This window comes from Serratia sp. PL7 (genome assembly GCF_945957435.1).
In genome coordinates, this window is sequence record NZ_CAMFLB010000002.1 from 63222 (window position 1) to 87152 (window position 23931).

Genomic DNA, 23931 nt, shown 5'->3' on the forward strand with positions numbered 1-23931 from the left:
AAAATCACACAGGCAATTCCTACCGCTGTTAAGGGGTGGCGAACCATCCAGCTTTTGGTTTCACTGATCATGGTTTTACCCTCCTAAACTCAATCACCCACACCCATGGGTTAGCCTGCCAACTTTCAGCGCCGTAGATTGACTCCCAGAGTCGTTGAAAAGCCACCTTGGCGGTTGCAAAGTCACCTTTTGGGGTGAGATATGCATCAGGGATATTTGGCAGCAATTCGCCTGCAGGCGTTACTCCTTCGGCCTTTGCATCGTCGTTGCTGATATCGCCCAGGCGCTCAACCCGTACGCCGGTAATTTCCAATACCAGGCGGCAAGCGTGGCGCGGCATGTGAATCGATGGTCGCCATGGAAAACCACGGGTTTCTCGGCTTTCTCCCTTAAAATCCACTTCATAGACGGGTTGCCAGTAGCTGTCATGCTGCTCTGGGATGCTTGGAGCGTATGTAATTTCATCCTCGTCATATTCGCTATGGATCAACTGCCATGTTTCGCGCACCCACAGCTGATCGCCTACCTGGCCGAATGGGCAGACTTTAAAGCAGTAAGCAAAATTGCGGATGGTATCCTTGTGGCTGGAGCCAATGCCGTATGCATAGCCATTCCAATTAAACCCGGTGCGCTCACTAAGCGTCGGTTGTGGTTTGATTACGCGCCGCGTCTGCGTCTTGCGTCCGTCGAGGATTGCGCGAATCATCTCACTATTGAAAATTATCGGGCGCTCTTTCATACCCGGCCCTCCAACAGATCGACAGCAAATGCACGTGCCTGAAGTGCAGCAAATTGATGGGCCGCACCGAGATGTTTTGCACCTGCACGCTCAGCAGCGGATGATTTCTCTTCCTGCTGTTCTGCGAATTTCTCAACCAATTTCGTCTCAACTTCTGCCAGTACGGCATCGGTGGCGGGAAAACTCAATTCCTCAGCACACGGGATTACCTCGCCGTAGATGCGTTCCATTGCCTGCTCCCAGCCGTATTGCATCGCATCGTAGCGATCAGTGATGCCGCGGTCTTCTAGTCCGCAACCCATTCCTTCGGGGTGATACTGAGGCTCATTATTCAAATCAGTCACGGCGCCGATAATTGCCTTTTGCTTCGCACACTCAGCAACAACAGCATCCAGTTGCCGCTTGAGCTGCTCGTAATCTTCAAACTTTATGTAGCTACCAGCCGTATTTACGTACATTTCTGGTGCGTCAGTAACGAAGCCGACATCCGGTTCAAAACGCGTTGGTGATTTAGTCATTGTTCTGTTCCTCTGGCTGGTCGTCGTCTTCGGCAAAACAATCAAAAATGATGCATAAGACCCATGCGATAACGATGGCTGTGATAGCCCAGATAGCGCCGCCAGGCTCTTTTAGCAGTTCCCAGAACTCAGCCATTGGTTACCTCCAGCAAGCGGTGAACCCGGATCAGGTGTTTGAGTAATTGCTCGTCCCTCCGTGCACCGGCTTTCTGTTGCTTAATACGCTGGCGAAGGTGAGCGATTGTGGGGAGCGTAAGCGTTTCGGTACCATCGGATTCTGCACGCGATGCTGCAACAGGGGGTGGTGCAGGCCATATAATTTCCATTTTTGGTGCAGGTGCAGGTGCAGGTGCAGGTGCAGGTGACACTGATTTAGTACCGGATGCCGGTACAGATTTTTTAGTCTCACTGTCAGGAATTGTTGCAGTTTCAGTACCGGGCATCATGTAATGGAATTTACCGCTGGCTGACTTGCGCACCACCTTCCCGCGACTGGTGGCCATTGCCAAGGAAGATGCAACGCGACGAGCAGTAACACCAGCAACGGCAGCGAGCTCCTCTGCCGTCATTGGCCCCTTTTCTGCGATGATATTGATCAGATCCTCAGCTTTGATGCTCACTGGCTTAGCTTCGCTTTTCCCCACATGTCCTGAGGCATTCCCGGTCACCAGCTCCCAGCAATGGCCATCTTTCTTTACCACCTCGGCCTCTTTGAGTTCCCAGAGCTGATCAATAACCTCTTGGCGCTCCATACCCAACCGCGCAGCGATTTCGATGGATGAGGCTTTACCCATCGCTTTTAGTGCATCGATGATCGTTTCCATCATGCGTTACCCCGCACAGCGGCCAGCGCCTGATCGAACATTTTGTGCAAATGGCAGAACCGCAGTTCAACTGGGTTGAAATGCCAGAGCCTTTTATCGCTGGCGGTATTTTGAGAATTAGAACGATAATTTACCTCCCCTCGCGTAATAAAACTTTCGCTGGCACTGATCAGTGTGTAACGCGCCTTGTTCCCCTGGCTTTTGACAACAATTTCAGCGTGGGGAGATCGAACCATATTCCTCAGTCGAGTGAGGATTGACATGCGAGTGAGGTCACCATCTGGATAAACCTGGTGTGCCAACTCGTAAATTTCGCTGGTGCTCAGTTCCTTACCCAGGATCAGATCGACGAATTGCCGGGTTGTAATTCTGCTTTTTTTGGTCATTGGTTTATGCTCCGTTTTTATTACTGCATGACATGACGTCACCCTAAGTTTTTCTTGCGCTTGTACTGTTCGTAAGCCAGTTCTGCCGGTGTTGGGCCTGGCGGCGCTTTGGGCGCTTCCAATATTCTGCGAATTGGAGGAATGGGAAAACCGCCGGCAACCCGCTTTTCCCAGTGAGCCAGCTGCTTTACGGCCTGGGTGCGCAATTCTCCCTCAGTGAGTTTTCGCTCAATGCCTATGCGCTTCAGTGCGATGCAGATGTGATAGAGCACCGGGTGACGCCAAGGGAATTTCTCTGCGCAACTGTAGCGGTAAAACTCGTTACGCCAGCGCTTGTTCTCAGCCATGACATCCTCAACCGTCAGGCCAAACACGCCACCGCTGCATTCGGCGACTATCGATACAAACTCAGCCAAGTCCGGCGGCCAGTGGCTGCCAGCCCGCCATTTGTCTGCAAGCGCAGAACAGACGCGGGTGAGTTGCTCACTCGTCATCGAATTGACCTGGACCGTCCATAGGTCCGATGGTTGATTGCCATTCTTCGCAATCCAGCGTTGGCCGTAGATTTTGATCATCAGTTCCCACAGCTGCCATTCCGGCGGTGGACTGCCCTGTCTGTCGTTCCCATTCCATGAACTGCTCGTAGTACGAGCGCTGATCGCTTGGGTTGTATCGAAATTCCGCATGTTGTGTTACCTCGGTGGTTATTTTCCACTCGTCCTCAAAGTGCCGGGACGGCCCAAAAAACGTTTTGGCTTGCTTGATAAATTCCGTGCCGGACTTGCCTGTAGCCACCACGAACGCAGCGTAGCGCCTCGTACCATCCAGCATGGACTCGCTTGTCACCCCTTCCCGCAGCCGGGCATTCCAAGCCTTGAACGCACCGTGTTTGTCAGGGCTTCCAGGCCGTCGGGGGTATGCCCGCCACGCCGTTTCAAAATCGGGTGGGTACTCGTGCCGGTTCTTCCGGGCACCGGCTTCCGGGTCATCCGGTGGCGTGTCATCCAGTTTTTGATCGGCAGGGTCAGGTTCCTGAATAATTCCATTGGGTCTCTTGGCGTTTTTTTCGCCATGAGACAATAGGGTTTTATCTTTTAAGATCTGTTTACTGTTTACTGCTTTCTGGAAAGGTCTTGGCAAAGGTTTAGCCTTATCCTTAGCCAAAGGATTAGCCACAATGAAAGCCTTATCGAAAGCCAAACCCATAGCCTTAGAAACGCCGTGTGACGCGGCTTTCAAGGATTCCAATGCCTCATATTTAAGGTCACATTCGGGCAATAATTCAAACGCCCTCACCCACGACTTAATGACGTTTACCGATGTTGGCGGGTTGTGTTTAGCTGCGTTCGGCAACCAAAAAACTCTGGCTTGGGTGTCGGCTTTCACCATCCCTAGGGATAAGGCTTCGCCTAAGGCTAAGTCGAAGGCTTCTACGTCCCACCCCAACTCTTCAGCTAAAGCCGCGCGCCCCGCCTTAAAGAGACCAGGTATAATTCCAGTGAACGGACCTGTAAGCAGATAAACAAACAGACTCTGCCCGCTGGGCGGCAATGGGGATAACGCCCTAAAATTTGGGTCATTCCACATTGTGATTTTTACCTTACGATAAGGCTCATTATTTGCCTTGGTCTTAGCCAAAGGATTAGCCATAGGTCTTGCCTTTGCTTTTGTCTAATATCATTACCCTAATCACCGATGCCCCATGCGACGCCCTGGTACATGCGGGCGATCCGGTTTGCCCTTCACCCGCTTTAGCGGCTTTGCGTACGTCTTTGCGACCGCAAGGCTGCTGGCGATGGTCGCATTTGGGTATGCCAGGTAATGATTAGCGCCGTGGACTGCAGCAGAACGCGCCACATCAACAGAAAATCCATTACTTACCAGTTGACCGCGGATCTGCGCTTCAACTTGTTCTCTTGAAAAGTTAGCCATTGGTTTATGCTCCGATCGTTAAAAACAGCCGCTGAATACTGCAGCAGCGCTGGTCATAACTGCAGCCCACCGATCCGGCGGTGCCAGCCTTACCAGCGATTCAATGCCCTCGCGGATTTCTTTCTCCAGCTCACGCAACGGTGCTCCGAGTAATGCCGCCTGCTTGGCGTCCGCGCATTCTTTGATGGCGTCGGCCACCAGTTCAAACTTGGTTTTCCCCTGCTTCAATCCGTATTTTCTGGCTATCTCTATCGGCATCACGTCGGCAATTACCGGCGCCAGCTGTAGGACGTAACCGGCGTACTTCTCAGTACGGTGCGGATTGTCCAACCAGCGGAAAATGTTCTGTCTGTTGTTACGGTCAGAATCCCCCAATTGGAGGCCTTTCCCGCCGCAGCGAAACCATTCATCGGTGATCAGCTTTGCGATAGTTTCCTGTGCACGGCCCGGCAGCGTGTTCTGCCAATCCTCGACGGCCAGCCGCACCGCCTCAGGTTTGACGCTGGCACGGCGCCGCATGGAAGATTGATTTTCTGAACTCAGGCGCTGACCACTCGACCTGATAGCATTTGCAAATGACATGGCTAACTCTCCAGTTTCTGAGGTATACCTGATGTCGGATTGGGATGTATGTCTGGGCGCAATTCGTGCGGGGTTATACCCGTAAGATTGAAAATCTTTATCAGGTAGCCTTCTGGAACCCTTCCCTTATCCCGATGCCTCCAGTGGCTAACTGTCATTGGGCTTACTTCCAGAGCCCTAGCCAAACAAGAAGCGTTATTGAGTTTCTTAATTACTTGATCTAGCGCTGTCATTTTTGAACCTCATCATTTACGACAAAGCTGATTAAATAATTTATTTATACTTCGTGTCAATATTTTATTTATTTCATGCGTTAAATAAATTGTTTATACTTATGATATGAAAGAGAAAAAAACTAACTCACTAACAGCATTCGAAGAGCGTATGTCTCTCCTTATGCAGATGAAAGATCTGAATAAAGCAGATCTGGCACGTATAGCCGGAGTTAGCCCCCAGGCTGTTAACGGCTGGTTCAATAGGGGTGAGATCGGAAAAGCTTCTGCCAAGAAAATCTCGTCAGTTACCGGCGTATCTGTCGACTGGCTGCTTGAAGGTAGCCCTGAGTTGCACGAGCTAAATGCACATCGTGGCAAGCGACTAGCCGATTGGTTTAAGGATGGATTTCCTGAGCATGAAGCCTCTTTCTTTGCAGACCTTGTTAATGGGCAAGTGGCTTTTACTGATAAAACAGCCAGGAGGATAGAGGTAGATTACAGCCTTCCCTTCAACTACTTGGATTCTGGCAATTCTCTTGGTGCCCCCTCAAACCTTAATGATGATGACAAAGAACTTTTGTACTATTTTCATAAGCTTACAAAAAAATCGAAACAAGAACTCTTAGAAAACGTCAAAAAGCAGGCTATTTTTTACGATGATATGTTTGAAGAACTAAAAAAGCTTAGAGAGCAGTAAGCAAATAAATCAATGAGTTACAACCGCCTTAATGGCGGTTTTTTTTCGTCCGCACGAAGCATGTAAATAAAATATTGACCAATATATAAATATAATATTTAATTGAACACATCAAAAGCACCGCAGTGCTCAGGAAATGTTCTGACACCGGGAAAGACCGGGGACGGCTGGAGAGACAGCGAGCATAAACCAATGTTCAACCAGGCAGCAGAGGGGTAGACAATGATCAGCACTACAGTTCCACACAGTGGTAAAGCAACCAACTACCGCAACAAACGCACCGGCGCTGCATGGGTGGCACATTACGATATCCATTGCCAAGTGTATCGGTTCGAGCCTACCGGCAACCTTCGGGCGATCAAGTCGCCGTTTGAATCTCGCAGTATTCCGCCATATTTCGAACCGGCTGGCACCCACTAAAAGTGCAACACCAGGGAACGGTCGTATATTCCCGCGCGCAGATGTAGGTAATACGACGCCGGAAACGTAACCGGCAACCTAATTATTTTTAATTCAGCTTATTAATTAAGCCATGGATCCCCATTACCTAAAACCGGAGTATGACCAATGAGCAAGACTATTATTTTTAAATTAGAGCAGGTCAGCAATAACATCGCCAAAGTAGTTTCAAACAGCGAAACTGCTGGTTATATCGCACTCCCTGAAAACGAACATCAAAACCAGCAACCTTTCGCCATCACCCACAATGGCAAAGATATTGGCTATGAGCATTGTGAGGTATGTGCGATCAAAGCCGTTATCCGCCGCTTTGAACGCATTCCCCTTTCGGTGGAAATCAACCTCATTACGCCTAAAGAGGCCGTCCGCTCAGTGAGCATCAATGTTGTATCCATTCACTGATTGCTGTGTGTAGTCTTCCCCGCCGTCGTTGGCGGGGTTTTTTGAAGCTATTGAAATGCGTCCTGCGTTTCCTATCTGGGGGCGTAAATTCGCGGGATGCATTTCAATATCAACCAACATGAGAATCTAATAATGGAAAAAGTATTCTCCCCGGTCGCTGCACGTAAATCACAGGCGGAATATTGCAAAGAAAATAACTATCCGCATTTCGCACCACTTGACGGAATTTGCTGGCGTTGCAAGCGGGACATTTATCAGCAACAAACTGCATCCGCGCGTCCTACTGGCATTTCAGTTCAAGAGGCAGGCAGCAAACTGATTTGCTTCTGCCCTCACTGCAACCGCAGTTATGACGACTAAGACGTAAAAAGGCCCGCGCAAGGCGGGCCAGTCTACCGGCTTAACGTCCCGGTGACGGGTTACCGGGGAACCACCCCCAGCAACCGGAGCATAAACCAATGACCACTATCGCAGTCAATGATCGACTGCATTCTACCTAAATTCAGGAGAACTGCATAATGCAAAATGTTGCCGCCTATCTATACCGGGCTAAACAAAAGTCAGGCAAGCCTCATCTTTATGTTCAATTTGAAGCAAAGTCAGACGACCACGCCGAAACGAAGCGTGATTATCTTTTTATGGAAGCAGGGTATTCCAAAGCCGACTATTTTACCCCGCTACGCATTAACTTCCCTGTTGTTGACGATCTGCCAGTTGATGGCGCATTCAGTGAGTCATTCTGGTTATCTTGGGCACTTGAGGGGGATTCTGGGCGTACTTGTTTTCCGCGCGACAAAGTTGATCCCTCTGTCGCGATCCCTAAACTTTACCCCTACATGCTCAAGGGCGACGCGGATACAGCGGCAAAAGCACCGGAGCCGCCCGCAAAAGACGAGACCACATATTCCGCAATAGACCTCGACAAGCATACTGTGATTGCCGCCGCGTGGCTGTTTGGTCGTGACTGCATGAAAATGACAGGGGAGCAGTTGAAAGCAGCAACCAGGCTTATGATGGATGACTCGCAGCGGTACCCGCAAAACGTCATCATGGCCCTCTCCAATCTTAAGGGGTTCGATTACGTTTACCCGGACATGCCGATAGTGGCCATTGCAGCCATAAAGGCTATCTGGCCACCATTCGATAAAGCGCCAGAACTGGGTAAACTTAGTCAGTTCGCAACCGAATACCTGAATGCGAAAGTAGATGGTCGCCAGTCTGTCATTTCCAAGTGGCAGACGTCGCCCAGTGCCGCAAATAACTCACAGGTAGAATTGCCGCGCACGTCGTCCGGCGCACTGGCCGGCACAGGCAAGAATCCAGTCTACGGCACGCCAATAGCGTCCTTTAGCGAACTTGAAACAGTCACCTACCTTGCGCACTACCCATCCGATTTTGATATCAGCAGGCCGCCAATCGGCATTGTTAATGCAGTAAAAGAGATGAAAACGCGCAAAGAAAAGTCTCCATTAGCATGGTATGGACAGTTGTCCGAAACTCCCGGCATTCTGGACTTTTCCCGTGAGGCCGTTGGTACGCTTATCCGCAATGCTCCAGAAACCCTCCACCTAACACCTGGCCCACTACGCGACTATATCAATGCGAACCTGATTGAGATTGACGAAAAAACAGCGAAGGTAAAAAACCATGCTCAAACCCAATCGCTGCCGCAGGGCGAGGCAGGCTCACTGGTTAATGAACAGCTTGCGAATGAAACGCTGGCAGGCGCAGCAGCAAGTGCTGGCAGCGCGGCGCTGGCGGGCGAACTGACAGCAAGTAATGCCTCAAATGATGGCGAAAAAGAAGAGGTGGACGCAGCTAAGGATCTTGACCCAACAACGCGCAGCGCGTGGCTGCGGCGCGAAATCATGTTCGCCCTGGACGGTAAAACGTCAGTGATGAGTACGGATGATGTCGAGGAGCTTCTAACAAAAGCTGGCGATTTTAATCACGTATATCTCGCCAGGCTATTGGCAAAAGAAATAGAGCCCTGCGATCCTTTCAAGCAGCTGGCCAAGGACGATATTTATCACCTCACCTGCGATGTGCTTGAGGGTTGGACCGACGATAAAGAAGAACGCTGCCAACTTATCGATGAACGCGTTGAGTTCTATCTGAAAGAAGCGCGTCAAACGTTGGAACAGGCAGACGTCGCTGGTCAGCATAAAAACGCTGAACTGGCGCGCCCTGATGCCTCAAATGAGGGAGAAAAAACGGAAGTCGCCCAGCAGCAGCCTGCTGGCGAATTGCACGCCATGGGCAGCGGCAAGTTTGATGTATCTGAATTGTTCGCGACATCCCCACTGGCCAACGTTGATAACGCAGCATCAACCGATTTGCGGGAAAATGAGGATCTGACAACCAAGGATGTTCGGGAATTCCTGGATTCGTCAACCAAACCGGCCGATTTGTCAGGTGAAAAGGTCGATTCGTCAGGAGAATGCGCGCCAGCTGCACAGGAAGTACCGGTCGCCACGGCCCCAGCATATTTCGAACCTGGCCGCTATCTGGATATCCCAAACGATGTCTATCACAGCGCCAACGGTATCAGCAGCACCCAAATCAAAGATGCCCGGATCAGCCTGATGTACTTCCATGGCCGCCACGTCATCAAGTCAATTGCCCGAGAGCGTAGCGATGCCCTGACATTCGGCTCGCTCGTCCACACGATGGCGTTGGAGCCGGAAAAGCTGTCCAACGATTTCAACATCGAGCCAATCATTCCTGAGGGTGCCTTCACCGGCGTAGCTTCAATGCGCGCGTTTATCGACAAACACAACGCAGCACTGCCAAAACAGACCGACGCCGACACACTTCGGGCAATGATCGAGAAGCACAACGCCACGCTGCCGGTACCGTATGCCCTGGGCGGTAATGCGGATGAAATCGGACGGATTTACACCATGCTGCCGCAGGAGTTCCAGAGCATCGCCGAGGGGCAAAAATTCACGGCCACGGCCATGAAAGCCTGCATCAAAGAGTACAACGCCACCCTTCCTGAAATGCTGAAAACCAGCGGAAGCCGTGATGCTTTGCTCGAGCAATTAGCAAGCATTGATCTCGAATTCACCACGCGGGAAAAAGCCATCCCTGCGCCGCTGCCGGTCAGCGGGACAAAAGAGGACATGGCAGCCCGGATCAAAACTATTCTGCCTGAGGCCATTTTTGCCGATGAAATCCTTGATGCGTGGACGTCGTCAGATGACGGCCGCCAGCTGGTGACCCAACAACAGATGCAGGCGGCGAAAGCCATTCAGCGCGCCCTTTTCACTCACCCGTCCGCAGGCCCCCTACTGCAGCACCAGAACCGTGCTGTTGAGGTGAGTTACTTCGGGATCGATGAAGACACAGGCCTCGATGTCCGCGTTCGTCCAGACCTAGAGATTGACCTTGATAGCGTTCGCCTAGGTGTGGATCTCAAATCGACCAGCATGGGCCGCGTTAAACAGGATTTCTTACGCGCCAAGTTGCACCGGGAAATCATTGATCGCGATTACCACCTCAGCGCCGCTATGTATTGCGACGTTGCTGCCTTCGATCAGTTCTTTTGGATTTTCGTGAACAAGGACGAGGGTTATCACTGGGTGGCCATCGTTGAGGCATCGCCGGATCTGCTGGAATTGGGCCGACTGGAGTACAAAAAAGCGATGCGCGATATCAAGCAAGCTTTCGACACAGATACATGGCCGGCACCGATCACTGAAGAAATCGTGGACGACATTAACGACTTTGACCAGCGCCGCATGGAAGCGTTGCGCATAGCTTAAGGAGCATACCAATGACCAACCAACTCGCACTTATTCAGAAAGATTTAGCAGCAGAGCTAGCACCGGCCAAGGAAATTTTGCCGAGCCATGTCAGTTTTGAAAAATTCACCACCGCCGCGGCGGTGGCGCTAGCCAACAATAGCGATTTATTGGGTGCTGACCGCCAAAGCGTCATTAATGCCCTTTCATCTTGTGCAAAAGACGGCCTGATCCCTGATAACCGTGAAGCCGCGCTAATCGTGTACAAGACGAAAAACGCCAACGGCCAATGGATACCTAAAGCGCAGTACCTGCCAATGATCGACGGCGTGATGAAACGGGCTCGCCAGTCTGGCGAAGTCTCAGTGATCGCCACACGTGTCTGGTACAAGAACGATCAATTCCGCGTCTGGATGGACGAAAACGGTGAGCACATTTTTTACGAGCCTAACCTACTGGATCGCGGCGAACTTGTCGGCGCGTTCGCCTATGCCAAGATGAAATCCGGCGAGCTGCAATTTGAAGTGATGAATTTGGATGATATTGAAAAGGTCCGCGCAGCCAGCAAAAACAGCGACAAAGGGCCATGGGTCGACTGGTATGAGTCAATGGCGCGAAAATCCGTGATGCACCGCCTCTGCCGCCGCCTGCCGAACAACTCCGAGATGATGGAAATGCTCGAACGCGGGCAAGAGATGGTTTGGCAGAAAGAAAAAGACGTCACTCCAGATACACGCGTAACTGCCGGACAGTTGATCGAGGCGGCAGATAAGGCCCCAGAGCCTGTTACTGAAAATTCAGCACCTGAAAAGATTGCTAAGGATATTCGCGGCAGCATCGACAAGATAACGACCCCGGCACAGGCGACTGACCTCCGCGCATCGGTTGAAGAATTGAAAGCACAGTTGGGGATCACTCTCTACACCGAACTGAAAAACAAAATCGTGAGGCAGCACCACCGTCTGAACGCGATTGCAGCCCTGGGTGCGTCGATCGATACGGCTGGCAAGAACGGCGGCACAACGAACGAGGAGCGCGCCGAGCTGGGCGCACTGCTTCATCGCTCCGAGCGCTTTCTTAGCGCTGATGAGGTTCAACGCTATCAACAGGCGATCGATGATCTGTCGCCAGCGCAGGAGGCGGCATGCTGATGCTCATAGGCTTTGTCCTGCTGGTCAGCCCGTGCGGCCACGATGCATGCGACGCGCTGCCGGTATCCGAGCGGGTGTACCCGACCAAAGCTGAATGCGAGCAGGTGAAAGAAGCAATCCAGTTTCGTCGGCCACACGCCGTAATGTTTTGCAGTGATGTATATCGACCTGAAAATTGATTTTTGAAAATCAAAACACAACCCTGGCCACGATTAAGATCGTGGTCGGTTGTGCTTAGGAGCATAACCAAATGACCAAAATTAAGTATATCACCCTCAAAGAATGGAACAGCCGCCAACCACGCCCTAAGAGCGTGGAAACTGTTCGTCGCTGGGTTCGGGCAGGAAAAATTTATCCAGCTCCACAACTTGATGGGCGGGAATACCTTTTTGATGACCGGGCCATAAAAATAAACCCAAATACCCTACCAAAACAGTCAACAAAGCAACTGCTGGACAGGATCCGTGATGGCAAGAATGCGAAGCCGCGCCCGGCGCGACCTACCCCCAAACTTATACGTCCGTAATGATGGCTACTACAGCTATCGTGATCCGCGAACGGGTAAAGAATTTGGGCTAGGTCGGATTAAACGCGATGCTATCAATCAAGCTATCGAGGCGAATTTACAGCTGATGGAAACCTCAATCAGCTTGGTAGACAGAATAAACGGTAGTCAATGCATAACGTTCCACGGTTGGCTTGAAAGGTACGAGGAAATCATCAAGGCCCGCGATCTTAAGAAAAAATCATTGGATGAATATATCAACCGGGTTAGCGCAATCCGTATGGGGATCACTGATGCAGAGATCGACGCGTTAACCACCAAAGACATCGCTGAGTTTCTCAACGATTACGTGAGCCAGGGGAAAAACATGCGTGCAAAGGTATTACGTTCAACGCTTAACGATATCTTCAAAGAGGCGGTTGCCGACGGGCACATTAAATTCAACCCAGTTGATGCTACTCGAAATCCAAGAGCGCCGGTGCAACGCGAACGCCTCAGCGTTGAGGAATATTTCAAGATACGCGCAGCGGCCAACAGCATGGCTGCATGGGTTGGATTAAGCATGGAACTGGCATTACTGACAGGTCAGCGGTTGGGGGACATAAGCAGATTAAAATGGGAGGATGTACACGATGGCAGGATGTGGATCGTTCAGGAAAAAACCGGGGCGCATGTATCGATCTCAACAGACATTGAGCTGACAGAGGCCCAGCTGAGCCTTAGTGATACCCTTGCGCGTTGTAAGCTGCATTACGCTGATTGTTCTAACATCATCGCTGGTCAATCCGGCGACACTTTAGCAGCAAAGACGATCTCTACAGCATTCAAAGACAGCAGGCGCGCTTCTGGGCTTGAGTGGAAAACCTCCCCGCCTTCTTTTCATGAACTGCGCAGTTTGTCCGCAAGACTGCACAAAAAAGAAAATGGCGATGAATTCTCTCAGCATTTGCTTGGCCATAAATCCGCAGAAATGACGGCCAAGTACCATGATGAACGCAGCGATAAATGGGTATTCGTGTAGGTCAATTTTGACCTAATAGTGACTTATAGTGACCTATCACTTTTAACACTATGATTTTAAATGTTTTATTTTTATGCGACCTATCACAGTCATAGGTTAATAAACTTAATACTATCAACTACGATTACTCTAAGGCCGTAGGACGTTGTTGTTCCAGGCCTGGCTGATAACCCATTGAGGGATATCATTTTACGTAAACTGTTAAAGCCGTACGCCACAAGGCTAAGAAAGGTTGATTATGGCACGCACTACCCCCATCGAACGCTACCGCAATATCGGCATCTCGGCGCACATTGATGCCGGAAAAACCACGACGACCGAGCGGATTCTGTTTTACACCGGGGTCAGTCACAAGCTGGGCGAAGTCCACGACGGCGCCGCTACCATGGACTGGATGGCGCAGGAACAGGAGCGCGGGATCACTATTACCTCCGCCGCCACCACCTGCTTCTGGAACGGCATGGAGCATAATTATCCTCAGCACCGGATCAATATCATCGATACCCCTGGGCACGTCGATTTCACCATTGAGGTGGAACGCTCAATGCGCGTGTTGGACGGTGCCGTGATGGTGTACGACTCGGTTGGCGGCGTGCAACCGCAGTCTGAAACCGTGTGGCGTCAGGCTAATAAGTACAAGGTGCCGCGGTTGGCCTTCGTCAACAAAATGGACCGCACCGGGGCGGACTTTTTCCGCGTGCGCAATATGATGATCGAGCGCCTGAAAGCCAATCCGGTGCCGGTGGTGATCCCCATCGGCGCTGAAGACCATTTTGCCGGCGTAGTGGATTTGATCCGCATGCAGGCCATCTTCTGGGATGAAGCGACTCAGGGTATGACCTACCGCTTCGAGGCGATCCCAGCAGAAATGCTCGAGCAGGCCCAAGAGTGGCGCGACAAGATGATTGAAGCGGCGGCGGAAGGCTCTGAAGCACTGATGGACAAGTACCTCAATCAGGTCGAATTAACCAATGAGGAGATCGTCCAGGGGTTGCGCGCCCGCACCGTTGCCGGTGAGATCCAGCCAATGCTGTGCGGTTCGGCATTCCGTAACAAAGGGATTCAGCGCATGTTGGACGCGGTGATCGAACTGATGCCCTCTCCGCTGGATGTCCCGCCGATGGAAGGCCATGATGAACGCGATAACATTATCACCCGCAAGGCCGATGATAATGAAAAATTCTCGGCGCTGGCATTCAAGCTGATGACCGACCCGTTTGTTGGCCAATTGACTTTCGTGCGCGTCTATTCCGGCATTCTGGCCAAAGGCGATAGCGTCTATAACCCGGTAAAAGGCAAAAAAGAGCGTATTGGCCGTATCGTGCAGATGCACGCCAACGATCGTAAAGAAGTCGATGAGCTGCACGCCGGGGATATTGCCGCCTGCGTGGGCCTGAAGGATGTGACCACCGGCGATACGCTATGCGACCCCAATGCCATTATCACGCTGGAACGTATGGTGTTCCCGGAGCCGGTTATCGCGCAGGCTATCGAGCCAAAAACCAAGGCCGACCAGGAGAAAATGGGGATTGCGCTGCAACGCCTGACTTCGGAAGATCCTTCGCTGCGCGTACGTACCGATGAAGACTCGGGCCAGACCATCATTTACGGCATGGGTGAATTGCACCTGGAGATCATAGTTGACCGGATGCGGCGCGAGTTCGGCGTTGAAACCAACACCGGTAAACCGCAGGTCTCTTACCGCGAAACCATCCGTCAGAAAGTGACCGACGTAGAAGGCAAATTTGTACGTCAGTCCGGTGGTAAAGGCCAATACGGCCACGTGGTGTTGACGGTGGAGCCCAATGAACCCGGTAAAGGCTTTGAGTTTTTTGATGAAATCAAAGGTGGCGTGATCCCCGGTGAATATATTCCAGCAGTCAAAAAAGGCATTCTGGAGGCGCTCAATAATGGCGTGCTGGCGGGTTATCAGATGGTCGATGTCAAAGTGCATCTGACCTTCGGTTCCTACCACGATGTGGATTCCTCCGAGCAGGCTTTCCGTATGGCGGCTATCTTTGGGTTTAAAGAGGCCTGTCGCCTGGCCAGTCCGGTGATCCTGGAGCCAATCATGGCGGTAGAGGTGGAAACGCCGGAGGATTACGCTGGAAACGTGATGGGCGATCTGTCGTCACGACGCGGTATGGTGCAAGGGATGGAGGATATCCCCGGTGGCGGAGGCAAAGAGATCCATGCCAAGGTCCCGCTGTCTGAGATGTTCGGCTATTCCACCACCCTGCGCTCCATGTCGCAAGGCCGTGCCACCTACACCATGGAGTTCAGCCATTACGCAGAGGCTCCGCGCAATGTGGCCGAAGAGATTATCCACCACAGTAAACGTTAATCGATAACGGCTACGGGGAAACCCGTAGCCTCATCTTTTGGCGAATGCAGCATACGCTTTAACGTGTCTCCTCTAGCGCAACCACCCTCGGTTCCAACTTGATGCGCATGGCGTAAATCACCCCAACCGTCAGGCAGGCAATACCGCATAGCGTCAGCAGGGGTGGCCAGCTATGGCGCAGCATAAAGGTATAGGCCAATCCAGCCAGGATCTCGAATACGATCAGCGGCCCAAGCAGCACCGTCGGTAAACGCTGACTCGCCTCGTTCCAACACAACGTACCTAGCCAGGAACACAAGACGCCAATAGCAATCATCAACGGGATAAACACCTGCGGTCTCGGGCCAAACGGCAGCGCGAACTGCGGCTGTGTCAGCGCCAATTGGCCGCAAACCAGCACATAACCCACCAACGCCAAAGGTAAAGTCACAATCCCCTGCGCCGTGGCCCAGGTTGTGGGCCGTTTATCCGGGTTATCGCGTAGCCAACGCGCGTTACGCAGAGGGAACCAGGTCCAACACGCCACCGCTAAGAGTGCCAATCCCAGGCCGCTGGTATAACGCCAGACATCAATAGGCTCGCTATTGCCTTGCAGTTCCGCAACGTTGACCAGCACCAGCCCGAGGGCAATCACCAGCAAGGCCGGGGTTAATTTTCGCCAGGAGAGACGGCCGTCGTGATGGCCGTAAAACAGATTGGCAGCGACCGATATCACTACCGGTAGCGTGCCGATAATCATGGTCGATACAGGCGCTCCGGTACGTTGGATCGCACTGGCCAGGCACAGGTAATACAGCAGATTGCCAATCGCGGTCAGTTTTAACGCCTCTAGCCAATCTTTAGCCAGCAGCTGACGCAGGCGGCGGCGATCCAGCCAGGCCAGCGGCAGCACGACAAGCCCAAAAGCCAGATAGCGCCCGGTGGATTGCAACGCGGCTGGATAGTCCGGCACCAATACCGGGCCAATAAATATCAGCCCCCACATCAACCCGGCAATCAGGGCAAACATCACACCGACAAACATAGTGACTCCATCATCAACAGCCATTCTCAAGTGGCTTAAGGATAGAGGGACGTGGGGGCAGAATATTGTACCAGGTTGCTGTTTTTTGATTGATAGCAACGTTGGCCAATCTGAAGGGGCCGAGCAGTATCGACCCTGACCAAGTTAAATAGATAACCCCGCCGTAAACGGCGGGAAACGATCATATTGCTAACTCATCAACCACTTCAGCTACGCTTTTAACATTCCGAATGCTACCGATGCCGGTGCCAAGCGAGATATAGCCGTCATCCGTATTTCCTTCGAGCATGCCTATACGCAAACCGCGTAATCCACCCATCGTTTTTCCAAGCTCTTCGTTACTGGCTCCTGCCTTATCCATTTGCACCAGCTTTTGTGCCAGCTTGCCGGGCAACGAGCGATAGTAATCTGGCATGGTACGGAAAAGCAGCATATCCAGACCATCCGAATCAATGATTTTGTCTTTCACCGATTGTGGTACACGGCTTTCTTCCGTACTGATAAAAATAGAGCCGGCAAAAACTCCGCTTGCCCCAAGGGCGTGGGCTGCTCTGGCGGTGCGTCTATCGGTGATCCCCCCTGCGGCCAGCACGGGTACATTTTGTACGGCATCGGCAATAAGCGGTACAATTGAAAATGTTCCCAGAGCCTTACCTGGCAAGGTTCCTCCTTCGTCAAAACCGGTGGCGACAATAATATCTGCCCCTGCAGCTTCGGCAAGACGGGTATTTTCAGGGGTTGGATTAATGTCGCGGTAGATAATACTGATGCCCGCGTTTTTCAGTTCGTCAAACAGAGCGGGGATCACCGCGCCTTCCCCATAGCCTGTATAAACCACAACTTTCACCCCTTCTTCTTTTATCACCTGCATGATGGATGGAGTCCATACGTCGTTCTCAGGCGTCGGGATCAGATTGACGCCAAAAGGTTTTTCGGTAAGCATTTTGGTTTTACGGATTTCTTCTCGCATTTTCTCGGCAGTTTCTTCCGGCGTGGAAACTTCGGTTTCTACCGTCAAGCCTGCATTTGGCCCCAGGACACCAAGGCCCCCGGCGTTGCTGACAGCAGCGACCAAACGGGCATCGGTTAACCAGGATAACGGTCCCTGGATGACAGGCTTTTCTATGCCCAGAATCTGACAAATACGGTTATTTTGCATGGCGGAATATCCTTAACAAATGGGTTCTGGCGACCTGATAAGGCTGCCTTAAAGCGTTCCTACGTTTCAAAATGGTGCTACGGAGCAGCTCAGCTTTCGAAGTGAGAAGAGTGTAGATCGCGATATTGTTTAGAAAAATAGCAAAAACACTTCATCACTATTATTAAATAAGTAACAATAGGGCTATTCGGGTACTGCTTAACAACGTGTCCCCCTCGCCTAAAAATAAGTACGCTATGCAAATTAATCTTTTTGAATCTATTAAAATTTTTATTGAAATTGTCGAATCTGGCAGCTTTACTCAGGCGGCGGAAAATCTGCAAATCCATCGCCCCGCAGTCACCAAAGCCGTGCAGCAACTTGAGCAACACTGCGGCATTCGTTTAATGCAGCGAACGACGCGGCGGATTAACCTGACGCCTGATGGGGAGGAGTTTTATCGCCGCAGCAAACCCTTGCTGGCCCAAACGGATGAGTTGCTGGAGTCGTTTGGCCCCGATTGTGCTTTACGCGGACAACTGCGTGTGGATATGCCAATCGCTTTTGCAGTTTCACTGGTCGTGCCCAATCTGCCTGTTTTTTATCGTGAGCACCCTGATATCGAAATCATTCTGAGCAGCTCTGACCGTCGTCAGGATATGCTGCGCGACGGTCTGGACTGTGTATTGCGGATGGGGGAACTGGACGACGGCGACTACATCGCACGACCTATGGGCAACATTAAAATGACGACTTGCGCCAGTCCTGCTTATCTTGCAGTACATGGCACGCCAAAAAATCTTGAGGAATTGCAGCAACATCAGGCCGTCAACTGGTTTAACAGCAGCAGTAGGCAAATTATTCCGTGGACGTTCGAAACACCGTCGGGAGCAGTAGAAGTTAACCTTCCGGGTAAGCTTGTTCTGGATAACTCTGAAACCTATATTGCCGCGGGGCTTGCCGGGTTGGGGATGCTTCAGGGCATGAATCTTTTTTTACAACCTTATCTCGAAAGCGGCCTCCTGGTAGAAATAATGCCAGACTATCCCGCCCCATCTCGAAAGTTGTCTCTGCTTTATCCGCACCGTCATCTCTCCCGCAAAGTGCGGGTATTTGCCGAGTGGTTAGACAACTTACTGTAGGTGTCCTGGCACCTGTAGCGGAATGAAGAACAGCAATAACCTGACAGCTTGCCCGCCCATAATGTCTCCATTCTGAGCAGGCGATTGGAACAAAATCTCAGCTGAAGAAACGCTCAGAGGATTCAGTGATCCGATCGATTAAACGATGCTGGCGCAACGCATCTTCAAACGTAGTTGCTTCACTGGAGCCCCTCGCTTTGTCCCGGGCATAGGCCGCGTAGAGATAGGCCACATCCTGTGAACTGGCATCAAGATGAGAAACGGGTAAAAACGCATATTCTGCGGGGACAGCCAGAGGTTCAAATGTCTCAACACCATTGCGCATTATCGCTATCGCGTTATCATCTTTATTCTCAAAACCACGCGCATTAGTAATACGCAGCACGCCTTCAGTGCCGGTGATATCAATCTGCAGGCCGGTACGATGTTTCTGGCCCCCCTCAAGCTGCACCGAGAACAGCCCACCGTTGGTAAGTGTCCCGATAACCATCACTTCATTCGGGCTGGTATAAGGCACTTTCTCACCGGTTTCCGCAATCGTGGTGACAGGAAACTGGTTTTCAGTAATTGCCGTCAGTTTTTGCGGGAAACCCACACCGTGGAACAACATATCGTGGAAGTGGCCGCCGTATATCGACAGTATTTCGGTGAAGTTAGCCGCATCCAGCGCCCATTTTGCAAACGCCGGCATGACCTCACCAAAAGCATCGACACCTACGGACATGCGTACCGCACGGATTTTACCGACGCAGTTTTGTTTTATCAGGTCGTGCCAGAAACGCGAGCTGGGAGAAAAGCGACGCTGAAGGCCAACAATATGTTTAACCCCCTTTTCACGCGCCAGCGCCAGAATCTCTTCTGATTCTGCTGTGGTGGTGGAAAGAGGCCATTCGCTGTAGACATCCTTTCCTGCCTCAATGACCGCTTTCGCCAGGCGGCCATGTTCAGGCGTCGGTGCCAACACCACAACCAGATCTACATCAGGATTGGCCAGCAGTTCTTCCGGGCTACCATAGGCCTGGCCGATGCCGAACTGAGCGGCATATTTCTCAACCTTTTCTTTATTACGCCCGGCCAGCGCCGTAATCTCAAAATCTTCCAGCGACTGAAGGGCCGGAATATGGCCATACCTTGCCCAACCGCCTGTGCCAATGATGCCTACGCGAATTTTGTTGCTCATGATGTTTCTCCTGTGTCTGTCTATCAGAACTCTGGGACGGCCTGAGTAAGCCGTCCGTTGGGTCGTGTTATGACGGTAATAATAAGCGGATATCCGCTTGCCATTGATGGGGCTGGCTGGCATAACACAAGTGACATATTTGTCAGCAATGATGGGCAGAAACAAATGATGGAAAAAATGACCGGGCTGGAGGTGTTCATGCACGTGGCACAGACGAGAAGCTTCGTCGCCACCGGGCGGGTAAAAGGTATTTCATCATCCGCGGTCAGCAAGAGCATATCGAGGCTGGAAGAGCGCCTGGGCGTACGCCTTTTCCAGAGAAGTACGCGCTCGGTGCATCTGACATCTGAGGGCGAGGTTTTCCTGGAACGGTGTCACCGAATTTTCAGCGAAATTCAGGCCGCAGAAGATGAGATTTCAGCCATGACCGGGCAACCTCGCGGAAGGCTCCGTGTTGGACTGCCGCTAGCAGGGGGATTGATGCTGCCGATGATTGCGCAATTTATGGAGCGTCATCCGCAGATTGAGCTGGATCTCGATTTTTCAGACAGATTATCTGATGTCATTGAGGACGGGATGGACGTTGTGATACGAGGGGGAGAACTGAGCGATTCCAGGTTGATATCACGTCGTCTGGGTTCATTCAGACTCTGTATTGTGGGTTCTGCTGAGTACTTCGAGCGTAATGGAACTCCATCCAGTCCGGATGAACTGTCCGAGCATGCCTGCCTTCACTATCGCTTCCCCAGTTCAGGGAAAGTTGCACAGTGGCCGTTTCAGCATGTAGCGGCAAGAAGTAGCGGAAAGGTCGCTCCCTTGACACTTGTCTGCAGCAGCCTCGACGTTCTGTTGTTTATGGTAAAAGAGGGTCGTGGTGTCGCCTGCTTGCCGGATTATTCGGTAAAAGATGAGCTTGCCACCGGGGAACTGAAGACGGTGCTGGACAGCTTTATGGCTCCCGTAACGACCACTTTTCACATGCTCTGGCCCAGTACCCGCCAAATGACGCCAAAGGTACGCGTTTTTGTGGATTACATGGCGGATATTTTTGACAACTTCATAGTCCCCTCCAGGAGATAAGCCGCAGAACATAGTATAAAAATACCGTTGGCAGCGTGCTGATATTCCGTTTGCCAAGTGGACCCTTAACGCATCACCTGCTTTTGGTAGCGCGCAGGCGTGACACCGTAACGATTAACCAGCGCTTTGGTGAGATGTGCCTGATCGGTTAACCCCACAGCTACGGCCACCTGGGCCGCAGGTATTCCCCGCCCGAGCATCTGCTTGGCCTTTTCGAGCCGGATTGCCATCAGCATCTGATGTGGGGTGACATGGAATTGCGCTTTGAATTTACGTTGGAAATGATACGGGCTGAGCGAGACCAACGCTGCCAGATCGCTCAACGTGATCGGTGAAGCGAAGTTATCCCGCAGATACTCCTTCACTATCACCATACGATGAGCGGCTTCATTCTGCTGCGGCTGAGCAATACGCACGTGAGGACGGAAAACATCAACGATGGACAGCAGCAGGCTATCGAGCGCCAGCGTGTCCCGGGTTTGCCATAACGCCGCCAGCGTTTGCGAAAGCCGCTTGGCCGCCGCCGCATCATGGTGGATCACGTCGTGGAACCAGCAGCCCTTCTCACCGGAAATCCGCTCCAGCGCCGCAGGCTCCAGATAGATCATCCGATAGTTCCAACCGCCTGCCGTTTCCGCTTCACCGGTATGCAGCTCGTCCGGATTCATCAGCACCAAGGCACCCGGCGCGGCTAAATGTTGTGCCCCGCGGTAGCGAAAACGCTCCGCACCGGCTTCCACCGTGCCGATGCCAAACGCATCATGGGCGTGTGGTTCAAACGCATAGCGATCGATATGGGCCTGATAAAGCTCCACGCCCGGCAACTGCGGCAAATGCCGGAACTGGGCGCGATCTTTCTCAAACGGAAACTGTTCTGGCACACCTTGCACTTCCCTGGCTCCTTTTATCTTTTAGGGCGGATTTAAACCGGTACGCGACGGCTGATTTCAACCACCTGATCGCTAGGCAGATAGTAATAATCGGTCACATGCATGCCGTTACGCACCATCAGGGCAAAGAGACTACGCTGCCACGCCGGCATCGCGCCACGGCCTTCACGTTTGACAATGGTTTCGTGCCCCAGATAGTAGGTTACGTCGTTGAGATTGAAACCGCACTGCTGCGCTTCCAGATGACGTAACAGCTGAGGAATGTTTGGCCGCTCCATAAAACCATAATGAGCGACGCCACGCCAGAAGTCGGGGGCCAGTTCGGTCATGGTTAACCGCTCTTCGTCGGCCACTCGCGGTACGTTTTGCACCACGATATTCAACGCCAGCAGGTCGGTATGCAGTGAACCATTGCGTTTCACGTGCCATTTCATTACCGGCGGCGTCCCTCCTTGGGAGCGCGTCAGAAAAATCGCCGTGCCTGGTACCCGAGGGATAGCCTTTTGTTCAATTTCCGTCATAAAGGTGGTCACCGGCACCACTTTTTCGTCCAGTGTTTGCGAGGCGGACACCACGCCGCGGTGCCAAATCAGCATCACGGCATACACCGCAGCCGCCAGTAACAGCGGCATATAACCGCCTTCCAACACCTTACTCATGTTGGCAACCAGGAAACTGAGATCGACGACGAAAAAGCCTCCTGCCACCATCAGGCTGGTCGCCAGGCTCCATTGCCACACTTCGCGCATGGCGACAAACAACAACCCCGTAGTCATGATCATGGTCAGGGAAACGGCGATCCCGTAAGCCGCCGCCAGATTATCGGAGGATTTGAAAAACACCGCCAAGAACACCGTTACCGCCATCAATAGCCAGTTGATCGCGCCAATGTAGATCTGCCCGTAGCTCTCTTCGGTGGTTTGTTTAACCCGTAAACGCGGTAACCACCCCAGTTGGATGGCCTGACGCGTCATGGAAAACGCACCGCTGATAATGGCCTGGCTGGCGATAATGGTGGCTAGCGTGGCCAAAATCACCAGTGGGATTTGCAACACCGGTGGGCACAAACGGAAGAAGATGTTCTGTGTCACGTCGGCACCGGACAGGATCAAGGCTGCCTGCCCCGCATAGTTCAGTAGCAGGCTGGGAAACACGATACCAAACCAGGCCAGCCAGATAGGCTTTTTACCAAAGTGCCCCATATCGGCATACAACGCTTCCGCGCCGGTCACACAGAGAAATACCCCGCCTAGCACCAGGAAGCTGACCATCCCGTTAGAGAACAGAAACTCAAAGCCATACACTGGGTTGATCGCCATCAACACCGCCGGGTATTGGATAATGCCCCAAATCCCCAGCGCCGCAATCACCGCGAACCACAGCGCCATAATCGGCCCGAACACTTTACCGATGCGGGCCGTGCCCAGCGCCTGAATGGCAAACAGACTCACCAGGATCGCCACGGTTGCGGGCAGGATATAAGGCTTGGACTGCGGCAGGACGATGTTCAACCCTTCCAGCGCGGAAAGCACCGAAATCGCCGGGGTAATGGCCCCATCGCCGTAGATCAGTGCCGCGCCAAACAACCCGGCAAATATCACCACCGGACGAGTGCTCTTTTTGCTGACCAACAACGACATCAGCGCCAGAATGCCGCCTTCACCGTTGTTATCGATGCGCATGGCAAAAGTGGCGTATTTAACCGAGGTTACGATCACCAAGGTCCAGAAAATGAGCGACAGCAACCCGAGGATCACCGCCGGTGTTGGTGCATCCCCAGACAGAAACAGCACGGTTTTCAAGGTATACAGCGGGCTGGTACCAATATCGCCAAATACTACGCCCAGTGCGCCACCTGCCATCAGCGTCAAGCTGCTCTTGTTACTACCTTCGGCGGACATTGCATCTTCCTTAACTATTTGATCGTACAAGGTGAGTCTTATGTAACAAGGATAG

The 23931-nt window shown here is 52.1% G+C and carries 27 protein-coding genes; 12 read left to right on the forward strand and 15 right to left on the reverse strand.

Going from position 1 to position 23931, the window contains the following annotated elements; genetic code table 11:
* Nucleotides 1-67: 67 nt before the first annotated feature.
* Genes N6G83_RS14680 through N6G83_RS14725 form a run of 10 tightly spaced genes read right to left on the reverse strand, consistent with a single transcriptional unit; the run spans nt 68 to nt 5214 of the window.
* The gene (locus N6G83_RS14680; protein WP_260523971.1) at nt 68-739 is read right to left on the reverse strand and encodes a hypothetical protein; all 672 of its coding nucleotides are present in this window, start codon (nt 737-739) and stop codon (nt 68-70) included.
* Nucleotides 736-1257: a hypothetical protein gene (locus N6G83_RS14685; RefSeq protein ID WP_260523972.1), complete on the reverse strand. Its 522-nt coding sequence runs from the start codon at nt 1255-1257 to the stop codon at nt 736-738. The genes N6G83_RS14680 and N6G83_RS14685 overlap by 4 nt, the downstream gene beginning before the upstream one ends.
* On the reverse strand, nt 1250-1393 hold the full coding sequence (locus tag N6G83_RS14690) for a hypothetical protein (protein WP_260523973.1): 144 nt from the start codon (nt 1391-1393) through the stop codon (nt 1250-1252). The genes N6G83_RS14685 and N6G83_RS14690 overlap by 8 nt, the downstream gene beginning before the upstream one ends.
* A complete protein-coding gene (locus tag N6G83_RS14695) occupies nt 1386-2084 on the reverse strand; it encodes a DUF1627 domain-containing protein (RefSeq protein ID WP_260523974.1) in 699 nt (232 codons plus the stop codon). Before N6G83_RS14695 ends, N6G83_RS14690 begins: the two co-directional genes overlap by 8 nt.
* Entirely contained in the window at nt 2081-2467 is a 387-nt protein-coding gene (locus tag N6G83_RS14700; protein WP_260523975.1) for a hypothetical protein, read from the reverse strand. The genes N6G83_RS14695 and N6G83_RS14700 overlap by 4 nt, the downstream gene beginning before the upstream one ends.
* Before the next feature lie 38 nt (nt 2468-2505).
* Entirely contained in the window at nt 2506-2961 is a 456-nt protein-coding gene (locus N6G83_RS14705; protein ID WP_260523976.1) for a replication protein P, read from the reverse strand.
* Nucleotides 2951-4117, reverse strand: a complete 1167-nt coding sequence (locus N6G83_RS14710) for a hypothetical protein (RefSeq protein WP_260523977.1) — start codon at nt 4115-4117, stop codon at nt 2951-2953. Before N6G83_RS14710 ends, N6G83_RS14705 begins: the two co-directional genes overlap by 11 nt.
* A gap of 39 nt (nt 4118-4156) precedes the next feature.
* Complete coding sequence (locus tag N6G83_RS14715; protein ID WP_260523978.1) at nt 4157-4399, reverse strand: cell envelope biogenesis protein OmpA; 243 nt, start codon at nt 4397-4399, stop codon at nt 4157-4159.
* Between the two features lie 18 nt (nt 4400-4417).
* Nucleotides 4418-4981, reverse strand: a complete 564-nt coding sequence (locus tag N6G83_RS14720; RefSeq protein WP_260523979.1) for a toxin YdaT domain-containing protein — start codon at nt 4979-4981, stop codon at nt 4418-4420.
* A gap of 2 nt (nt 4982-4983) precedes the next feature.
* Complete coding sequence (locus N6G83_RS14725; RefSeq protein WP_071998211.1) at nt 4984-5214, reverse strand: transcriptional regulator; 231 nt, start codon at nt 5212-5214, stop codon at nt 4984-4986.
* A 106-nt stretch (nt 5215-5320) separates the two neighbouring features.
* Between N6G83_RS14725 and N6G83_RS14730 the strand changes: the two genes are divergently transcribed.
* The 10 genes from N6G83_RS14730 to fusA all read left to right on the forward strand — a co-directional run bounded on the left by N6G83_RS14730 (nt 5321) and on the right by fusA (nt 15521).
* Nucleotides 5321-5893: a helix-turn-helix domain-containing protein gene (locus tag N6G83_RS14730; RefSeq protein ID WP_025118833.1), complete on the forward strand. Its 573-nt coding sequence runs from the start codon at nt 5321-5323 to the stop codon at nt 5891-5893.
* A 222-nt stretch (nt 5894-6115) separates the two neighbouring features.
* A complete protein-coding gene (locus tag N6G83_RS14735) occupies nt 6116-6313 on the forward strand; it encodes a hypothetical protein (RefSeq protein ID WP_081375925.1) in 198 nt (65 codons plus the stop codon).
* A 147-nt stretch (nt 6314-6460) separates the two neighbouring features.
* Nucleotides 6461-6754, forward strand: a complete 294-nt coding sequence (locus N6G83_RS14740; RefSeq protein WP_260523980.1) for a hypothetical protein — start codon at nt 6461-6463, stop codon at nt 6752-6754.
* Nucleotides 6755-6886: 132 nt separating this feature from the next.
* Nucleotides 6887-7114 (forward strand): hypothetical protein, encoded by a 228-nt coding sequence (locus N6G83_RS14745; RefSeq protein ID WP_260523981.1) that lies wholly within the window; start codon nt 6887-6889, stop codon nt 7112-7114.
* Nucleotides 7115-7272: 158 nt separating this feature from the next.
* Complete coding sequence (locus N6G83_RS14750) at nt 7273-10521, forward strand: RecE family exodeoxyribonuclease (protein ID WP_260523982.1); 3249 nt, start codon at nt 7273-7275, stop codon at nt 10519-10521.
* Between the two features lie 11 nt (nt 10522-10532).
* A complete protein-coding gene (locus tag N6G83_RS14755; RefSeq protein WP_260523983.1) occupies nt 10533-11651 on the forward strand; it encodes a recombinase RecT in 1119 nt (372 codons plus the stop codon).
* On the forward strand, nt 11651-11830 hold the full coding sequence (locus tag N6G83_RS14760; protein ID WP_260524018.1) for a hypothetical protein: 180 nt from the start codon (nt 11651-11653) through the stop codon (nt 11828-11830). The genes N6G83_RS14755 and N6G83_RS14760 overlap by 1 nt, the downstream gene beginning before the upstream one ends.
* A 71-nt stretch (nt 11831-11901) precedes the next feature.
* Nucleotides 11902-12177 (forward strand): excisionase, encoded by a 276-nt coding sequence (locus tag N6G83_RS14765; protein WP_260523984.1) that lies wholly within the window; start codon nt 11902-11904, stop codon nt 12175-12177.
* A complete protein-coding gene (locus N6G83_RS14770) occupies nt 12119-13177 on the forward strand; it encodes a tyrosine-type recombinase/integrase (protein WP_260523985.1) in 1059 nt (352 codons plus the stop codon). The genes N6G83_RS14765 and N6G83_RS14770 overlap by 59 nt, the downstream gene beginning before the upstream one ends.
* Nucleotides 13178-13415: 238 nt before the next feature.
* Nucleotides 13416-15521, forward strand: coding sequence for an elongation factor G (gene fusA, locus N6G83_RS14775; protein WP_211136634.1), 2106 nt, complete (start codon nt 13416-13418; stop codon nt 15519-15521).
* Nucleotides 15522-15579: 58 nt separating this feature from the next.
* Here the strand turns inward: fusA and N6G83_RS14780 are convergent, their stop codons facing one another.
* Both N6G83_RS14780 and N6G83_RS14785 read right to left on the reverse strand, forming a co-directional pair.
* The gene (locus N6G83_RS14780) at nt 15580-16545 is read right to left on the reverse strand and encodes a DMT family transporter (protein WP_074032291.1); all 966 of its coding nucleotides are present in this window, start codon (nt 16543-16545) and stop codon (nt 15580-15582) included.
* Between the two features lie 181 nt (nt 16546-16726).
* On the reverse strand, nt 16727-17704 hold the full coding sequence (locus tag N6G83_RS14785; protein ID WP_211136633.1) for an NAD(P)H-dependent flavin oxidoreductase: 978 nt from the start codon (nt 17702-17704) through the stop codon (nt 16727-16729).
* Nucleotides 17705-17940: 236 nt separating this feature from the next.
* Here N6G83_RS14785 and N6G83_RS14790 point away from each other — a divergent pair, with 236 nt between their 5' ends.
* The gene (locus tag N6G83_RS14790) at nt 17941-18825 is read left to right on the forward strand and encodes a LysR family transcriptional regulator (RefSeq protein ID WP_211136632.1); all 885 of its coding nucleotides are present in this window, start codon (nt 17941-17943) and stop codon (nt 18823-18825) included.
* A gap of 97 nt (nt 18826-18922) precedes the next feature.
* Here N6G83_RS14790 and N6G83_RS14795 read toward each other — a convergent pair whose 3' ends face one another.
* Complete coding sequence (locus N6G83_RS14795) at nt 18923-20005, reverse strand: Gfo/Idh/MocA family protein (protein WP_074032289.1); 1083 nt, start codon at nt 20003-20005, stop codon at nt 18923-18925.
* A gap of 69 nt (nt 20006-20074) precedes the next feature.
* Here N6G83_RS14795 and N6G83_RS14800 point away from each other — a divergent pair, with 69 nt between their 5' ends.
* Nucleotides 20075-21085, forward strand: coding sequence for a LysR substrate-binding domain-containing protein (locus N6G83_RS14800; RefSeq protein ID WP_312847372.1), 1011 nt, complete (start codon nt 20075-20077; stop codon nt 21083-21085).
* 65 nt (nt 21086-21150) lie between these two features.
* Here N6G83_RS14800 and N6G83_RS14805 read toward each other — a convergent pair whose 3' ends face one another.
* Together N6G83_RS14805 and N6G83_RS14810 are read right to left on the reverse strand one after the other, a co-directional pair.
* Complete coding sequence (locus N6G83_RS14805; RefSeq protein WP_211136631.1) at nt 21151-21975, reverse strand: AraC family transcriptional regulator; 825 nt, start codon at nt 21973-21975, stop codon at nt 21151-21153.
* A gap of 32 nt (nt 21976-22007) precedes the next feature.
* Nucleotides 22008-23876 (reverse strand): potassium transporter Kup, encoded by a 1869-nt coding sequence (locus tag N6G83_RS14810; RefSeq protein WP_024531299.1) that lies wholly within the window; start codon nt 23874-23876, stop codon nt 22008-22010.
* Nucleotides 23877-23931: the final 55 nt, after the last annotated feature.

Coding starts and splice junctions, on each gene's coding strand:
- N6G83_RS14715 (WP_260523978.1), bottom strand. CDS start 4,399: ATGGCTAACTTTTCAAGAGAACAAGTTGAAGCGCAGATCCGCGGTCAA.
- N6G83_RS14785 (WP_211136633.1), bottom strand. CDS start 17,704: ATGCAAAATAACCGTATTTGTCAGATTCTGGGCATAGAAAAGCCTGTC.
- N6G83_RS14795 (WP_074032289.1), bottom strand. CDS start 20,005: ATGAGCAACAAAATTCGCGTAGGCATCATTGGCACAGGCGGTTGGGCA.
- N6G83_RS14755 (WP_260523983.1), top strand. CDS start 10,533: ATGACCAACCAACTCGCACTTATTCAGAAAGATTTAGCAGCAGAGCTA.
- N6G83_RS14680 (WP_260523971.1), bottom strand. CDS start 739: ATGAAAGAGCGCCCGATAATTTTCAATAGTGAGATGATTCGCGCAATC.
- N6G83_RS14710 (WP_260523977.1), bottom strand. CDS start 4,117: ATGGCTAATCCTTTGGCTAAGACCAAGGCAAATAATGAGCCTTATCGT.
- N6G83_RS14745 (WP_260523981.1), top strand. CDS start 6,887: ATGGAAAAAGTATTCTCCCCGGTCGCTGCACGTAAATCACAGGCGGAA.
- N6G83_RS14685 (WP_260523972.1), bottom strand. CDS start 1,257: ATGACTAAATCACCAACGCGTTTTGAACCGGATGTCGGCTTCGTTACT.
- N6G83_RS14770 (WP_260523985.1), top strand. CDS start 12,119: ATGGCAAGAATGCGAAGCCGCGCCCGGCGCGACCTACCCCCAAACTTA.
- N6G83_RS14810 (WP_024531299.1), bottom strand. CDS start 23,876: ATGTCCGCCGAAGGTAGTAACAAGAGCAGCTTGACGCTGATGGCAGGT.
- N6G83_RS14690 (WP_260523973.1), bottom strand. CDS start 1,393: ATGGCTGAGTTCTGGGAACTGCTAAAAGAGCCTGGCGGCGCTATCTGG.
- N6G83_RS14790 (WP_211136632.1), top strand. CDS start 17,941: ATGCAAATTAATCTTTTTGAATCTATTAAAATTTTTATTGAAATTGTC.
- N6G83_RS14740 (WP_260523980.1), top strand. CDS start 6,461: ATGAGCAAGACTATTATTTTTAAATTAGAGCAGGTCAGCAATAACATC.
- fusA (WP_211136634.1), top strand. CDS start 13,416: ATGGCACGCACTACCCCCATCGAACGCTACCGCAATATCGGCATCTCG.
- N6G83_RS14725 (WP_071998211.1), bottom strand. CDS start 5,214: ATGACAGCGCTAGATCAAGTAATTAAGAAACTCAATAACGCTTCTTGT.
- N6G83_RS14780 (WP_074032291.1), bottom strand. CDS start 16,545: ATGTTTGTCGGTGTGATGTTTGCCCTGATTGCCGGGTTGATGTGGGGG.
- N6G83_RS14765 (WP_260523984.1), top strand. CDS start 11,902: ATGACCAAAATTAAGTATATCACCCTCAAAGAATGGAACAGCCGCCAA.
- N6G83_RS14735 (WP_081375925.1), top strand. CDS start 6,116: ATGATCAGCACTACAGTTCCACACAGTGGTAAAGCAACCAACTACCGC.
- N6G83_RS14705 (WP_260523976.1), bottom strand. CDS start 2,961: ATGACGAGTGAGCAACTCACCCGCGTCTGTTCTGCGCTTGCAGACAAA.
- N6G83_RS14695 (WP_260523974.1), bottom strand. CDS start 2,084: ATGATGGAAACGATCATCGATGCACTAAAAGCGATGGGTAAAGCCTCA.
- N6G83_RS14720 (WP_260523979.1), bottom strand. CDS start 4,981: ATGTCATTTGCAAATGCTATCAGGTCGAGTGGTCAGCGCCTGAGTTCA.
- N6G83_RS14760 (WP_260524018.1), top strand. CDS start 11,651: ATGCTCATAGGCTTTGTCCTGCTGGTCAGCCCGTGCGGCCACGATGCA.
- N6G83_RS14800 (WP_312847372.1), top strand. CDS start 20,075: ATGACGGTAATAATAAGCGGATATCCGCTTGCCATTGATGGGGCTGGC.
- N6G83_RS14750 (WP_260523982.1), top strand. CDS start 7,273: ATGCAAAATGTTGCCGCCTATCTATACCGGGCTAAACAAAAGTCAGGC.
- N6G83_RS14700 (WP_260523975.1), bottom strand. CDS start 2,467: ATGACCAAAAAAAGCAGAATTACAACCCGGCAATTCGTCGATCTGATC.
- N6G83_RS14730 (WP_025118833.1), top strand. CDS start 5,321: ATGAAAGAGAAAAAAACTAACTCACTAACAGCATTCGAAGAGCGTATG.